Genomic DNA, 14,850 nt, shown 5'->3' on the forward strand with positions numbered 1-14,850 from the left:
GATTGTGATATTATTGTGTTAATAATAATTTGGACAGGGAATAAACTTGATAGATTTCTAAGACTTTATATTTATAGGAATTTTTAAAATATTCTATATATAACTACTTGAAAATAATACTATTGTGAGATATCTAAATATTCTTTATAATAATGTTAGGCAATAGGGTTTGGCAGAGATATTTTTTACGTAAATAATAAAAAAGTGGGGGAGTTTATTTGAAAAACCTATTGAAAAAGTGGAATCAAGTAAGTCTAGTAAAACAAATCATTGTTGGTTTGATTATTGGTATTATCCTAGCTTTAACGGTTCCTGCAGTAGCAAAGCCGCTAGTCATTTTCGGTTCATTATTTGTCGGTGCTTTAAAAGCCATTGCACCTGTATTGGTACTTTTCTTGGTTATGTCGGCCATCGCGCAGCACAAGAGCGGTCAACAAACGAATATGAAATCCATTCTCGTTCTTTATCTCTTAGGTACATTTCTAGCAGGATTAATCGCAGTAATTATAAGCTTTATTTTCCCAGTAAATTTAACTCTTGCAAAAGGCGCCGAGGATATGACAGCTCCTGGGGGTGTTGTAGAAGTTCTGAAAACTCTACTTCTGAATGTTGTTGATAACCCTGTCAAAGCCATCTTTAATGCGAACTATATCGGAATCTTAGCTTGGGCAGTTGTTCTTGGTATTGCATTGAAAAATGCTCCGGATACAACAAAAACAATGATTTCGAACTTTTCCGATGCTGTCTCCAAAATGGTCACTTGGGTCATTAAGTTGGCACCGCTAGGCATCATGGGTCTTGTTATCGACTCGATTACGACAAATGGTATTGATTCTTTGCTTAGCTATGGAAAATTGCTAGTCGTTTTACTCGGCTGTATGATTTTTGTGGCGCTTGTCGTCAATCCGCTTATCGTTTTCGTTGCTACACGTCAAAACCCGTTCCCACTTGTGTTTATGTGTCTTAAGGAAAGCGGCATTACAGCCTTCTTTACACGTAGTTCTGCTGCCAATATTCCGGTTAATATGAAATTATGTGAAAAACTAGGTTTAGATAAGGATACTTATTCTGTCTCCATTCCGTTAGGTGCAACCATCAATATGGCCGGTGCTGCTGTTACGATTTCAGTTCTTACACTAGCAGCTGTTCATACCCTTGGTATTCAAGTAGATATCCCTACTGCTATCATTCTTAGTGTTTTATCAGCCGTATGTGCTTGTGGTGCTTCAGGGGTTGCGGGCGGATCCTTATTATTGATTCCGCTGGCATGTTCCCTATTTGGAATCCCAAATGACGTGGCAATGCAAGTTGTCGGCGTAGGTTTTATCATCGGTGTTTTACAGGATTCCTGTGAAACAGCATTGAACTCCTCAACAGACGTATTGTTCACGGCTACTGCTGAACACCGTAAGAACCGTTTAGAAGGTAAGAAATCTTTCATCCGTAAATCTGCATAAGGCTGTAAGCCCTCTATCTGGGATAGAGGGCTTTTTAATTAAGTTGGTGATTTAAATGCAAAATATTATAATGTAGGTTAAAATGATATTTTATAGATAGAAATTTGGAGGATATTATGCTAACTTTTGAAGAAAAACTGGCTGTAATCGAATCATTTCCCGAACTTGAGAAGGTAAATGTTTCACTAGGACGAGTAAATTTCCAATATAACGAAAGTGTTTATGAAAAGAAAAATGTGGTGTACCATCTCCATCCAAATGGAAATGGATTCGTATATGCCGGCCGCATATCCCAATATCATACCGATGCTAAAGGGATGGTTAATATACGAGACTACTCGGAGGAAGAGTTAAAAAAACTGATTAGAGAATCCATTAATAGCTTGTCTGCTGTTGAAAAGCCTCTCGAAGAGGAAGCGATTGTTGGGGATAACGAAGAGGAACGATGGGTCAATGTGGAAAATCAAGTTCTGTTATTAGTGAACGAGGATGAAACCTGGAATATTTATTTCGGACTCAATCTCGAAGAAACTTTCGGTACACGGGAAGAGGCGGAAATATTTTTAGTTGAAGAAGGCTTTAGAAGAAGATAGTTTTTCTAAAATGAAGAAAAAAATGCCGGTTACTCTCATTTACAAAAAGGAGTACCGGCATTTTTTTAGTTTTTAACTAATTTTTTTCAATGGTTCACGAAAGACGTATTGATTTCTTCCCGCACCAATACCTGCAACGGTTAACATGACATTTATAATTGCTAAAACGAATAACGGAATCATCCATGACTGGGTCTGGTCGAAAAGGAAACCAATCAAACTAGGACCGATTGCTGCCAGCAGATAGCCGATTGATTGAGACATGCCCGATAAACTCGCTGCCTCTCTGGCATTGGTTGTTCGTAGACCGATAAAGGTGAGGGCTAAACTAAAGCTTGCACTCTGGGCAACTCCTATAAAAATAACGGACGTTATTAATAATATGGTATTACTACTAAAGATAAGTCCAAATAACCCAACTAAGTGAAGAATTCCTAAAAAGAGAACCATTCCTTTTTGATGTCGAAAACGTTCGGCTATGACCGGTGTCATAAACGTGGCCGGAAGCCCCGCCAATTGCATGATAGAAAGGATCCAACCTGCTAACGTCAAGCTCATCCCGTGGCTTTCTAAAATGGCCGGCAGCCAGGCGATTGTGCAGTAAAACAAAAATGATTGTAGTCCTATAAAAAAGGTAACCTGCCAGGCCAATGCAGAAGACCATAGGCCTTTATTTCCGGAAGGAATGTTCTCGACCGGTTTACGGACGCTTGTTTCACGAAGCTGCGGGAACCAAATAATCATTGCCATCACGGCTAATACGGCCCAAAAAGCTAGAGCTGTTTTCCAGCCTAAAGCCATCCCTTGGGCTAGCGGCACAATAATCCCAGACCCAAGCGCAGCAAAGGTACTAAGTGCTGTCGTATAGGTGCTTGTCATGATTCCAACCTTATCCGGGAATTTCAGCTTTACTAAACTAGGCAGGAGGACATTCCCGACCGCGATGCCAACCCCGATCAGAAGGGTGCCGAGAAAAACGGTTGGGATGTAACCAAGTGACCGTATGATAATTCCGATAAATAAGATAAAAAGGCCGAAAAATATAGTTCGCTCATTGCCATAGGTGCGGCTGATTCTTGGTGCAAGCACGGAAATTACCGCAAATGATAGTAATGGGAGAGTGGTAATAAATCCGGCTGTCCCATTTGAAATGCCCAAGTCCGTCCGGATAAACCCTATGAGTGGGCCCACAGATGTGAGGGCAGGCCGTAAATTAAACGCTACAAAAATAATCCCAATGATGAGCAGGGTTCTATTCATTTTTTTCATTCTGTTCCTCCGTGGTGAAAAGAAAGAGAGCTTCCTTTTTTATTCATAACCATAATCATATCATTTTATTGGCTCAGAATGAATAAAATTCATATAGGAAAATGAGAACCCATAATTGTATTATGTTAACTAACGGTCATAAAGAAATTTTCCCAACTTTTATCAATGTAAACGCATTCATATATGAGTGATTCAAAAATAAACTCAATATTGCGGTTGAATGCCGCTACATAAAAAAGAGAGGGGAAGAGGGAATGAAAAAGTCAAAAAAGGTGGGTTCTGCAATACTTGGTTTGTTAATGGGGGCATCCTTGTTTTCGACCGGAGCATTCGGTCAAGGTCCTGACTCAAATGAAACATTTAGAGTTATGATTGAAGGGTCAAGTGCAGAAATGGCAAAAGCAAAGCAAAATGTTGGCGTTCGCTGGGACTTTGGGACAGAAGGCTTCACAACGACTATAAATACCAAGCAATATGAAGCATTATTGAATAATAAGAATTTAAAGATTGAAAGAGTACCAGAGGTGCATTTGGATCGAGTTGAAAATGCGCCGAATGGAAAAGTTGGTGCAACCGCCATAACCTCTCTGCCGGACGACCGGACACCATGGGGAATTCAGGCAATTTATAATGATCCGTATATTAGCAGCACATCTGGCGGGACGGGGATTAAAATTGCTGTATTAGATACAGGTGTATATATAAATCATTATGATTTAGTTGGAAATGGTGAGCAATGTAAAGATTTTACGCAATCTTCATCCTCAATGGTTAATGGCACTTGTACAGACCGAAACGGGCATGGCACACACGTAGCCGGTACAGCTAATGCTCACGGAGCTTCTGATGGATTAGGAGTCTATGGTGTAGCACCACAGGCTAAGCTTTGGGCTTACAAGGTGTTAAATGACCAAGGCTCCGGTTATTCTGATGATATTGCTGGTGCTATTCGCCATGCCGCAGATGAAGCAGTTAGAACTGGTTCAAAAGTAGTCATTTCCATGTCACTTGGGTCTAGCGGAAAAGACACCATGATTTCCAGCGCCGTGGATTACGCCTACAGCAAAGGTACGCTGATTGTCGCCGCGGCCGGAAACAGCGGCTACGCCGATAATACCATTGGTTATCCAGGGGCATTGAAAAACGCCGTGGCTGTGGCTGCTTTGGAAAACGTTCAACAAAATGGAACGTATCGAGTCGCAAATTATTCGTCCCGCGGCAACTCCGCTACTGATGCTGACTATATTATCCAGGAGCGTGATGTTGAAATTTCAGCGCCAGGCAGTAACATTCAATCTACCTGGTACGATGGAAATTACAATACCATCAGCGGAACTTCCATGGCCACACCACATGTTTCAGGATTAGCTGCGAAAATTTGGTCTTCCAATTTATCTTGGACCAACACCCAGCTCCGCGCAGAACTGCAAAGAAGAGCTAAACTTTACGACATTAAAGGCGGTTACGGTGCAGCAACAGGGGATGACTACGCATCAGGATTTGGATTTGCCAGGGTAAAATAGTTAAAGGATTCTGCCCTCCTGCCGATTGAACAATTAATAGGTTATGATATAAAATTAAGTTAATAGTTAAAAATTATAAGAATATTTGAGACGGCTTCATGGGGGAACAGATATGGTTGTTGTAAAATCGGTAAAAATCGATGGAGAGAGTATCCATATTTTTAATAGTGCCATCTATATTTTTGAATCAAGTTCTGGATTCAGCTTGCAATTGGATCTCATTGTGAGCGAAGTGACGCTGAAAAAATACAGAAAGTTTGAAAATCTGATTATGGAAATAGAATTAGAGGATGGTCGCATCCTTCAGACCATTATGCATGCGAAAATCCTCCCAGGAGGCTTGCCACAGCTAAATTTATTTTCTGAACTTGATGATCTAAATGAATATGAGGATTTCGATAAAATCAATGAAAATGATTCATGGTTTCCTAATATTGAAGAGGGCATCACATTGGAAGAAATAAGAAAAGTGGAAATGCCGTTGGAAGAGGTTAGTTTAAAATTAAAACTGCCCATAAACCAGATTGAATGGCTTAAAGCCCAAAAAAAGAGTGTTTTGAATGAAATGTTTCAGGAAGTAATAAATGATATTATGAAAAAACAAAACCTATAAGGTAACGAACATGCTGTTAAAGCCGACATTCTAGGTAGGAATGTCGGTTTTTTTAGTTTATCATACATAATTATGTATATTTATGAATAAAAAACCTCTTATAAATTGATAGTAACCTATTATCCATTATCATATTATGAAAACGCTTTCCGAAAAACTAGCATAAATATTCAAAAAAATATGCAGAAAGTACTTGTCTAATGATAAACTTTTAAATATAATGTAAGAAAATATAACATGAAATTGAGAGGTAATGTGACATGACTGAAACGCTTATTTCAAATGTGGCAATTGATTCTACAACTTTAGAACAAATTAAGAAAATCATGAACGAAAAAAGTGTTGAGCTTTTGCACTTACAATTCGTCGATATTGAAGGCATCTTAAAGCATGTCACTGTTACAGTAGAGCAGTTTGATGATGTGGTTGAAGGCAAGATGATGTTTGATGGTTCTTCCATTAAAGGTTTTTCTCCGATTAATAAGTCAGACCTTTATTTGCAGCCAGACCTAAATACATTTGCGGTACTTCCTTGGACTGTTGAACAAGGTTATTCAGAAGCACGTTTCTTATGCTCCGTTAAAAACCCGGATGGTACACTATTTGAAGGTGACACGAGAAATGTCCTGAAGAAAACAGTGGAACGTGCTGCTGATCAAGGCTATACCATTTCGGTCGGTCCTGAATTGGAATTCTTCCTTTTTAAAACAGATGAAAATGGTTACCCAACTCAGGAGCTCGGCGATAAAGCTGGCTATTTCGAGCCATCTCCATATGATTTAGGTGAACGTGTTCGCCTAGAAATCTACCGTGCGTTGAAGGCAATGGGCTTTACGATTGAAGCCTCTCACCACGAAGTTGCAGAAGGGCAGCATGAAATTAACTTTAAATATGCAGATGTCCTTACTGCTGCGGACTTGGCGACTACTTATAAGTGGGTTGTTAAGACAGTTGCGAAGAAATTTGGTTTGCATGCTACCTTTATGCCAAAGCCAGTTTTCGGTATCAATGGTTCCGGAATGCACGTCAATATGTCATTCTTTGAGGGAAGCGAAAATGCATTCTTCGATCCTTCTGATGAATTACAATTATCGAAAAAAGCCTATCAATTTATTGCAGGTGTATTAGAAAATGTAAAGAGCTTTACTGCCATTACGAACCCGCTAGTAAACTCTTACAAGCGTTTGGTTCCTGGCTATGAGGCGCCGTGCTATATTGCATGGTCCACATCAAATCGTTCAGCCCTTATTCGTATTCCGGCAAAAAGAGGTCTTGCGACTCGTGTAGAATTACGCTGTCCAGATCCATCATCCAACCCATACTTAACGTTTGCGGTTATTGCTTCGGCAGGGCTAGATGGAATTGAAAATGAATTAGAAGCGCCGCCGCAAATTCAAGAGGATATTTTCCACATGAATGAAGAAGAAAGAGCATTCCGCGGCATCGACAATCTTCCGGGAAGCTTAGCTGAAGCATTAAAAGAATTAGAGGCTGGAGAAATTGCTTCTCAAACATTGGGAGAGCACGTTTACACTGAATATGTTTCCCTGAAAAAAGGAGAATGGGACAGCTATCGTACTGCTGTTCACTCTTGGGAAATCGCAAACTACCATTCTAAGTTCTAAAAAATATAGTTGGGAATGCAGCATAAATAAAAGCCAGGAATAATCCTGGCTTTTTGATATGGATTCAAGTCGATGATGTGAAGGATAAAGAGTGGTATCTCATGAATTTTTATTAACTATTCAATAGTATACCTTCAACGTCACCTACAATCTGATCAACCCACTGATAAAGAACCTCTTTTTCCGTCGCCGCGATTGGATGCTGGATGGTAACAAAAGGGTAGTCAGGTATGCCGTGTGCGATGGCCATGGCTTTACTTGATGATATAAAGGGTTTGGTGCTGATGACGGCTGTCGGGATGCCGTGTTTTTCCATAATAATTCCATCGAGCAAACTGCCCGAGCTGCAGGACCCTCAATCTCCAACCCCGGAGATGATAAAGTCACATTTCTCGGCAAGCATGCTAGCTTCTGCATCGGTGAGACCATGTGAAAACGATAACTTTTTATGGTGGATGACATCCTTCAGATTATATTTTTGCTGAAGACGTTCCGCCAGAAAACGAATGACGGTGTCTGAATTCTTCTTCCCGTTATCGACTAATCCGATGACACTGCCTTCTAAAGATTTCTCTCTTTTCGCCATTCGCAATTCTTTTAAACTAGGACCAGAGGTAGGATTAAACACAATTAAACTCAAATCGCAGCCATCCTTTCTAAAAAGTAATTATGAAAACCAATCACCGATTGGTTAAGAGCACTCGTGTCAGGTGAATCCTGTTGCGGCTTTAATCGACTTTGTGACGGCTTTAGACTGTTTGTAGCTAAACCATCCGGGCATACAAGCGGAAAATCTTCCCGCTTCCCCGCCGGCTACCATTAAAAGGATTTGTTCAGGGGAAGGAATAGCGTGTTTAAATTTATATTCATCTCCCTCGTCAATGGGCGCATCGATGATTCCGCCATGTTTCATATCACGTATTGACCTTTTTGCATTCTCGTAGAGAAATTGCTGAACACTTTCCTTAGACCATCCCTCCCTTTGCAGGTGATGGTAATGTTCAGGGCAAAGGACAACCGCCATTTCCGTTTCACTCGCCATATTCATGGTACCTAAAGCACTCATCCGGTCCGACATCGTTCTGAGAATTCCAACGCTTTTAAGGGAACCATGATTTTGAATTTGATTTGGGCCTTCACAGGCAAACACAGTAACTGTGCTGTCATTTTCTTTAAATCCTCTTTGAACATGAAGAGGTTTCCAATCAGTCTTCTTTTCAGCAAAACAAAAGCTGTATTTGGCTGGGGTGCCAATGGTTGAGCGGTCGAATTCTGGAGAACCCCCGGCGTTGATCATTAACAAGCGAATCGCTCGTCCAATTGTGGCGTTTGCCCGATTCCCAGGGCCAAAGGCATTAGCACCAGAATTTAACCCAATTTGCTCGACAATCGGACCATTTACGGCAATCATGATGGCAGCACCATGTGTACTGGCACTCGGTCCGTGCAGTCCAAATTCAGGTTCACAGATGGCTTGTACCGCTGCCATGACGACCGGGAAATATCCTGGCAAACAACCCGCCATGACCGCATTTATGGCCACTATTTCAGCTGTAAAAACTCTTCCTCTTTCAGGAATGGCACCAACGATGGTGTCCGGCTCCATATTGACACTTTGCAACATTTCATAGATTCGCTCTTCCGTCGGCGGAACAATTGGCAGACCATCCGTCCAGCCTTTTTGAAAAAAATGCTCAATTGCCGCTAGACCATCCTTCACTTCCATTTTTTCAGCCCGAAGCATATCCAACAACCACCCCTTTCAGTCTTTTATAATGTATTCTGAAAAACTATCAGATATCCTGCTTTTTATGGGAAAGAAAGGTACAGGAAAAGGAACTTTGTAGACTTTAATTATTTTTAATTCATATATCGCAAAGCAGTTCATAAATTTAGAGAGAAGGAAAGGACGGTCAATTTAAAGTGGACAAACCTTCTACCTGTAGATAAAAAACAGAGAATTCTAGCTTGAGGAAAAGGAGTAAACATGCTGATGGAATTCCTTCAAGAAATAATCCATAATTATAGTACATTTTTTTCATTAAAGGCTTTTGAATCTGTAGCTTTTGATCATGCCAGCTGGGGCATTATTGGTTCATTGATCATTCTTGAAGGATTATTATCTGCGGACAATGCTTTGGTGTTGGCAGTAATGGTAAAGCATCTGCCAAAGGAACAGAGAAAGAAGGCATTATTTTATGGAATATTCGGCGCCTATTTTTTTCGATTATTGGTCATTGGCATAGGTGTTTCATTAATTCATATTGCATGGATCAAGATTGTCTGCGGCCACTATTTGCTGTTTATTGTCCTGCAGAACTTATTTTTGAAAAAAGAGGAAGAGGATGAGGTTCGGCCTAAAAGAATGGGCTTCTGGAGGACCGTGTTAACGGTGGAGTTAATGGACATTGCCTTTAGCTTTGATAGCATTATTGCCGCGTTCGGTGTTTCTAATGAAGAATGGGTCTTGTTCATGGGCGGAATATTGGGAATCTTAATGATGCGGGGAGTCGCCCAGTTATTCCTGAAATTGATTAATAAAGTGCCGGAATTTGAAACAACCTCTTTTATATTAATCGCCATAATCGGTGTAAAAATGATTATCTCTTCATTTGGAATTCATATTGATGAGATTGTATTCTTCAGTGTTTTAATCACCACCTTCTTCGGAACCTTTATCGTCCATTTGGTCAGAAAAAACTCTGGGAACGAACCTACTACCTAAGCTAACCAAATGGCAGAGTAAAGAATGAAACAAGATATGGAAGAAATAATTGGAAAAGCCCCTCTTGGTTGAGAGGGGCTTTTACTTTGGAATTAGATATAATAGGGGGAGGTTAGCTTGCCGTTTTATGTTTATTTAAGAAGTTACGAAGTTCTTTGTTAAAGGCATCTTTTGCCTCAAGCTTGGCAACATGACCAGTATTTCTGAATATCACAAACTCCGAGTGGGCAATTTGCTTATGCATTAAGTACTGTATCCAAACTGGAGTGACAGAATCATATTGTCCGCCGATTATAAGGGTAGGTACAGTTATGTTTGAAAGTACTCTTAAATAATTCACTTTCAAACACGCTTCCGCCGATTGAATATAGAATTCTTTATTTGGCTGATAATATCGGTAAAACTTTTCGAAGTTTTCCTTTGACCAAGAATATAAACAAGTCTTGGCGGCAGTTTCTTTCATACCCTCCAATGATTTATTTTTTACCAGAGCACGACGGTATTTTAAAAATAATTCCCCAAACTGTTTTGGGGCATAATGGAATGTACTTACTAGCAGCAAGGAGCGGCACATTTCTGGTGCCTGACGATATATTTCCTGTGCCACCATTCCGCCCATTGATAAACCGCAAATGTGTGCGCTTTCAATTCCAAGGCTTTTTAATAATGTGATCACATCGTAGGCAAAGTTATAAATGGATATTTCACCGGGAAAATGATACTCACCATGTCCACGTAAATCCGGAATAATTAAGTCAAACTGATCGGCTAATTCGAATTGATCAGACCAACCTTCCTTCACTTCACCAAGTCCGTGAATGAAAACTAATGGCTCACCGGCACCGAGACGTAAATAAGGAATTTCGGAGCAACTTTTTTGTACCTCACTCAAAGTTCATTCCTCCTAAGGGTTTGGATAAAACCTTTATTTCCTATATTTTTATGGTGGAAATCTTTATAATGTTTGGGTTTAATTTATTATATCATCATGTTTAATCTTTTAACACACATAAATGTAAATTACACATAGGTATTTTTTAAGGGATACGACACAAAGGTCCATGCAAGCAGGTAAAGGGGGCATGGTGTGCAAATCATTTATATTGTGATTCATGTCACAGTTTCTCCTTTTGGTTTACACTATAATGGTAGTAGAAATTACTGCTATTATAGTGAAAAGAGGTATTGTCATGTCTCAAATATTAGATCAGGAAAAAGTCAACGAGTTTGTGGACCGTTTTTATGATAGGTTGATGAAGGATGATTACTATATCAACATGTTTAAAGAAAGAAACGTGGACATTGAACAGTTAAAGAATCGTCAACGCACATTTATCAATCGATTGGTGTCTGAAGAAACAACTCACGATCATGAGAATCAGGTTAAGGATCGACATCCCTTCCAAATCGGTCCGGAACGGGCGGAAATGTGGTTTAATAATATGAAGGAAACCATAAATGAAATGGATTGGGATTCTGCCTCAAAAGGGCGTTTAATAGAAAAAGTAGAATTTCTTTTGAATAAGATGGTGAAATAAAAGATAAGCGCAAGGAACTAGGTTTCGAGAGTTCCTTGCGCTTTTTTTAAACAAATATTCAGAAAATAATTAAAATTGACGTTGAATTCAAGTATAATAGAAAGGAAGACTAACCCAAAAAGGAGTGAATGGCGTGTCCATTACAGATTTAACCGCAACTGAGTTAGGAAAGTTAATCAAACAAAAGGAACTGTCACCAGTCGATGTTGTCAAAGAATTTTTGAACCGGATCGAAACTCATAACTCCAAATGGAATGCATATGTGACCATCAATGAGCAGGCACTTGAAGAAGCAAAGAATGCCGAAGAATCAGTGATGAAGGGTGAAAACCTTGGCAAACTTCATGGAATTCCGATTGCCATTAAGGATTTAACCCCGACAAAAGGAATTTTAACTACATATGGATCTCCACTTTTTAAAGATTATGTTCCGGATTACGACCCTATTTTTTTACAAAGAATTAAGGCGGAGGGCGGGATTGTCCTAGGAAAAACAAACACACCGGAATTCGGCCATAAAGGGGTTACAGATAACCCGCTGTTTGGGGTGACGAAAAACCCGTGGGATGACAGGTTGACTCCAGGGGGATCAAGCGGCGGTTCTGCTGCAGCTGTGGCAGCTAAACTCGCACCGTTCGCCGAAGGAAGCGATGGAGGCGGATCCATCCGCATTCCGGCAGCACTGACAGGTATTTTTGGGTTAAAGCCAACCTTTGGTCTGGTTCCTCACGAGGATCGTCTCAATTTATTTGGTTCCGAACATCCGTATTTACATAATGGACCAATGGCAAGGACTGCGGAAGATGCTGCGTTACTGCTTTCGGTAATGGCCGGCTATGATGTGAATAATCCAAATTCTATTCCGGATTCAGGAGCGGATTTCACGGACCTTGACAGGGATTTGAAGGGCCTAAAGATTGCCTATACACGTAACTTCGGACTGTATGAAATTTCGGATGATGTTGCCGAAGTTATCGACAAAGCGGTAGGGCATTATGCTGATCTTGGCTGTGAAGTGGAAGAGATTGACCTTGATCTAGGTTTAAGCTTAAAGGAACTAGCTCGCGCCTTCTCCGGAATGTGGTGCGTGAAATTTGCTGCCAGCTACGGCGAATATTTCGATAACGACCCCGCAAGCTTCTCGGATGGCATGGCCAAAATGATCGCCATCGGTAGAAAGCTTAGTGCGATTGATTATAAAGCGATTGAACTTAAACGAACGATTGTATGGAAAAAAACCCAAGATGTATTAAACAATTATGATTTGTTACTTTCACCTGTTCTTGCAACAACAGCATTTGAACATCACTTACCGGGACCGTCCTTAATTAACGGAAAAAGTGTAAACCCTTCCACAGATTGGATGCTGACACAAATCTACAATATGACCGGACACCCTGCGGCCTCATTGCCTGTTGGGTTGGCTAGCAGCGGACTACCTGTCGGACTGCAGGTGGCAGGTAACCGATTTGCGGATAAGCTTGTCTTGCAGGCTTGTCATGCATATGAAAAGGCATTTCGAACTTATTTGGAACCGGTGAGTGTATAAAGTTAATATTCTCCGGGGGGGGAAATGGCGTTAAGCGCAAGTAAATTGAGGTTATCCGAGAGTAAAATCAGGTTATCCGCGAGTAAACGTGGTGAACGAGAGTAAAGTCAGCTTATGCGAGAGTAAACTGAGGTTATCCGAGAGTAAATTCGGCTCATACGCGAGTAAAATCAAGCTATCCGCGAATAAAGCATTGCGACCATAAAGAGGAGGGATTTTGTTGAGTAAAATTATTCACGAAAAGAATGTCCCGGCTGTTATGAGAGATGGCACCACCTTGTATGCTGAAGTTTTTCGTCCTGATGGTGAAGGAAAATATCCAGTATTGTTACAACGAACCCCTTATAACAAGGAATTTCTTCCCCTGACCACGATGGTATTGGATCCAATCGCTGTCGCCCACAACGGGTATGTCGTCATCATTCAAGATGTCCGCGGCCGCTTTGAATCAGAGGGCGCTCCTTTTTATATTTATAAAAATGAATATAACGACGGTTACGATTCGGTAGAGTGGGCGGCCTCCTTGCCATACTCGGATGGAAATGTCGGCATGTATGGCCTGTCGTATATGGGGATGACTCAATTCCAGGCTGCCAGCATGCAGCCGCCGAGCTTAAAAGCAATCTTTCCCATCACATGGGGAACAGATGTGTATATGTATCGCGGCGGCGCACTGGAACTTGGTTTACTAGTCTCTTGGAGTATGTCGACGATTGGCCCGAATGCAGTCGTAAAGGCTAAACAAGGTAAAGCGGACTTTTTAAAGGAATTTATGACACTTCTCGATTCCATTGACCATATTGAAGAGGCTGCCTATTCGCAATTGCCGATCCGAGATAGTGAATGGCTAAAACTTGGGGAAGGCTATGCCGCGTTTGTTCATGATATTTTGAATCACGATTTAAGGGACGAATACCATCAGGAAATCAGTGTTAGGGAAAAGTCAGATAATATTGATGTACCTATTTTTGGAATGGCTGGCTGGTACGATCTTTTATTAGGGCAGGATCTCGAGCATTATGAAAAACTAAAAGAAAAGAAGAATACGAAGCTTATGATTGGTCCATGGGCACACGCAGGGTTCGCTCCAATCGTAGGGGATCTCAATTTTGGCATGAGCACATCCAGCCTGCTGCTTGAACTGAAAACAGATTTAACAAGCCTGCAATTAAAATGGTTTGACCATTGGTTAAAGGGAATCGAAAACGGTATCACGGAAGAGCCGCCAGTCAAACTATTTGTTATGGGCGAAAATAAATGGCGCTGTGAGCAGGAATGGCCGCTGAAACGAACCGTATATACACCTTACTATTTCCAAAGTAATGGAAAGGCCAATACGAAGGCTGGCGACGGTACTCTATCCGCAACACCGCCGCTAGAGGAAACAAACGATAGTTATGTTTATGACCCAGCCAATCCAGTGCCAACGCTTGGCGGTAACTTGTTAATGCCGGCGAATTATCTTCGCGGACCAATCGACCAGCAGCATTTGGAAGCACGCGATGATATTTTAGTCTATACGAGTGAGGTTTTAGAGGAAGACATTGAGGTAACCGGTCCGGTAAAAGTAGTCTTATATGCATCAAGCTCCGCGGTAGACACTGACTTTACCGCTAAACTGGTCGATGTCCATCCAGATGGGAAAGCGTTTAACATAGCGGATGGCATTATCCGAGCCAAATACAGAGAGAAAAATCAGCCACCTTCCCTCATCACGCCAAATGAAGTGTACCGCTATGAAATTGATTTACTGTCAACCAGTAATTTATTTAAAAAAGGGCACCAGATGAGAGTGGAGATTTCTAGCAGCAATTTCCCGCGTTTTGACCGGAATACGAACACGGGTGAATCTGGAATTGATAGCAAGGAGTTCATAACCGCTTCGCAAAAAGTATTTCATAGTGAGGAATATCCATCCCATATCTTGCTCCCGGTTATCCCAAGATAGGATTTGTCAA

General features: G+C 40.9%; 13 protein-coding genes. 9 read left to right on the forward strand and 4 right to left on the reverse strand.

What is annotated here, in order from left to right; all coding sequences use genetic code 11:
- Positions 1-218 precede the first annotated feature (218 nt).
- Positions 219-1,457, forward strand: coding sequence for a serine/threonine transporter SstT (gene sstT / locus ACNQGS_RS01855; RefSeq protein ID WP_491485860.1), 1,239 nt, complete (start codon positions 219-221; stop codon positions 1,455-1,457).
- 116 nt (positions 1,458-1,573) lie between these two features.
- Positions 1,574-2,050, forward strand: coding sequence for a hypothetical protein (locus tag ACNQGS_RS01860; RefSeq protein ID WP_423802531.1), 477 nt, complete (start codon positions 1,574-1,576; stop codon positions 2,048-2,050).
- A gap of 72 nt (positions 2,051-2,122) precedes the next feature.
- On the opposite strand, the gene ACNQGS_RS01865 is transcribed toward ACNQGS_RS01860, so the two are convergent.
- The gene (locus ACNQGS_RS01865) at positions 2,123-3,319 is read right to left on the reverse strand and encodes a CynX/NimT family MFS transporter (protein WP_423802530.1); all 1,197 of its coding nucleotides are present in this window, start codon (positions 3,317-3,319) and stop codon (positions 2,123-2,125) included.
- 254 nt (positions 3,320-3,573) lie between these two features.
- Between ACNQGS_RS01865 and ACNQGS_RS01870 the strand changes: the two genes are divergently transcribed.
- The 3 genes from ACNQGS_RS01870 (at position 3,574) to glnA (ending at position 7,080) form a co-directional block, all read left to right on the forward strand.
- Entirely contained in the window at positions 3,574-4,842 is a 1,269-nt protein-coding gene (locus tag ACNQGS_RS01870) for a S8 family peptidase (protein WP_491485861.1), read from the forward strand.
- A 112-nt stretch (positions 4,843-4,954) separates the two neighbouring features.
- Positions 4,955-5,455: a hypothetical protein gene (locus tag ACNQGS_RS01875; protein ID WP_491485862.1), complete on the forward strand. Its 501-nt coding sequence runs from the start codon at positions 4,955-4,957 to the stop codon at positions 5,453-5,455.
- 260 nt (positions 5,456-5,715) lie between these two features.
- Positions 5,716-7,080 (forward strand): type I glutamate--ammonia ligase, encoded by a 1,365-nt coding sequence (glnA, locus tag ACNQGS_RS01880; protein WP_491485863.1) that lies wholly within the window; start codon positions 5,716-5,718, stop codon positions 7,078-7,080.
- A gap of 112 nt (positions 7,081-7,192) precedes the next feature.
- Here the strand turns inward: glnA and ACNQGS_RS01885 are convergent, their stop codons facing one another.
- Both ACNQGS_RS01885 and ACNQGS_RS01890 read right to left on the reverse strand, forming a co-directional pair.
- Positions 7,193-7,720: a UGSC family (seleno)protein gene (locus tag ACNQGS_RS01885; protein WP_491485864.1), complete on the reverse strand. Its 528-nt coding sequence runs from the start codon at positions 7,718-7,720 to the stop codon at positions 7,193-7,195.
- Between the two features lie 66 nt (positions 7,721-7,786).
- Entirely contained in the window at positions 7,787-8,824 is a 1,038-nt protein-coding gene (locus ACNQGS_RS01890) for a hypothetical protein (RefSeq protein WP_491485865.1), read from the reverse strand.
- A gap of 243 nt (positions 8,825-9,067) precedes the next feature.
- Here ACNQGS_RS01890 and ACNQGS_RS01895 point away from each other — a divergent pair, with 243 nt between their 5' ends.
- Positions 9,068-9,805, forward strand: coding sequence for a TerC family protein (locus ACNQGS_RS01895; RefSeq protein WP_491485866.1), 738 nt, complete (start codon positions 9,068-9,070; stop codon positions 9,803-9,805).
- 112 nt (positions 9,806-9,917) lie between these two features.
- Here ACNQGS_RS01895 and ACNQGS_RS01900 read toward each other — a convergent pair whose 3' ends face one another.
- Positions 9,918-10,697, reverse strand: coding sequence for an alpha/beta fold hydrolase (locus ACNQGS_RS01900; protein WP_491485867.1), 780 nt, complete (start codon positions 10,695-10,697; stop codon positions 9,918-9,920).
- A 298-nt stretch (positions 10,698-10,995) separates the two neighbouring features.
- Here ACNQGS_RS01900 and ACNQGS_RS01905 point away from each other — a divergent pair, with 298 nt between their 5' ends.
- The 3 genes from ACNQGS_RS01905 to ACNQGS_RS01915 all read left to right on the forward strand — a co-directional run bounded on the left by ACNQGS_RS01905 (position 10,996) and on the right by ACNQGS_RS01915 (position 14,840).
- Positions 10,996-11,343, forward strand: coding sequence for a globin domain-containing protein (locus ACNQGS_RS01905; protein WP_491485868.1), 348 nt, complete (start codon positions 10,996-10,998; stop codon positions 11,341-11,343).
- Positions 11,344-11,476: 133 nt separating this feature from the next.
- A complete protein-coding gene (locus ACNQGS_RS01910; protein ID WP_491485869.1) occupies positions 11,477-12,892 on the forward strand; it encodes an amidase in 1,416 nt (471 codons plus the stop codon).
- Between the two features lie 220 nt (positions 12,893-13,112).
- The gene (locus ACNQGS_RS01915) at positions 13,113-14,840 is read left to right on the forward strand and encodes a CocE/NonD family hydrolase (protein ID WP_491485870.1); all 1,728 of its coding nucleotides are present in this window, start codon (positions 13,113-13,115) and stop codon (positions 14,838-14,840) included.
- Positions 14,841-14,850: the final 10 nt, after the last annotated feature.

The sequence above is a fragment of the Neobacillus sp. PVCKKU3 genome (assembly GCF_058323225.1).

Coding starts and splice junctions, on each gene's coding strand:
- ACNQGS_RS01870 (WP_491485861.1), top strand. CDS start 3,574: ATGAAAAAGTCAAAAAAGGTGGGTTCTGCAATACTTGGTTTGTTAATG.
- ACNQGS_RS01905 (WP_491485868.1), top strand. CDS start 10,996: ATGTCTCAAATATTAGATCAGGAAAAAGTCAACGAGTTTGTGGACCGT.
- glnA (WP_491485863.1), top strand. CDS start 5,716: ATGACTGAAACGCTTATTTCAAATGTGGCAATTGATTCTACAACTTTA.
- ACNQGS_RS01860 (WP_423802531.1), top strand. CDS start 1,574: ATGCTAACTTTTGAAGAAAAACTGGCTGTAATCGAATCATTTCCCGAA.
- ACNQGS_RS01895 (WP_491485866.1), top strand. CDS start 9,068: ATGCTGATGGAATTCCTTCAAGAAATAATCCATAATTATAGTACATTT.
- ACNQGS_RS01865 (WP_423802530.1), bottom strand. CDS start 3,319: ATGAAAAAAATGAATAGAACCCTGCTCATCATTGGGATTATTTTTGTA.
- ACNQGS_RS01875 (WP_491485862.1), top strand. CDS start 4,955: ATGGTTGTTGTAAAATCGGTAAAAATCGATGGAGAGAGTATCCATATT.
- ACNQGS_RS01890 (WP_491485865.1), bottom strand. CDS start 8,824: ATGCTTCGGGCTGAAAAAATGGAAGTGAAGGATGGTCTAGCGGCAATT.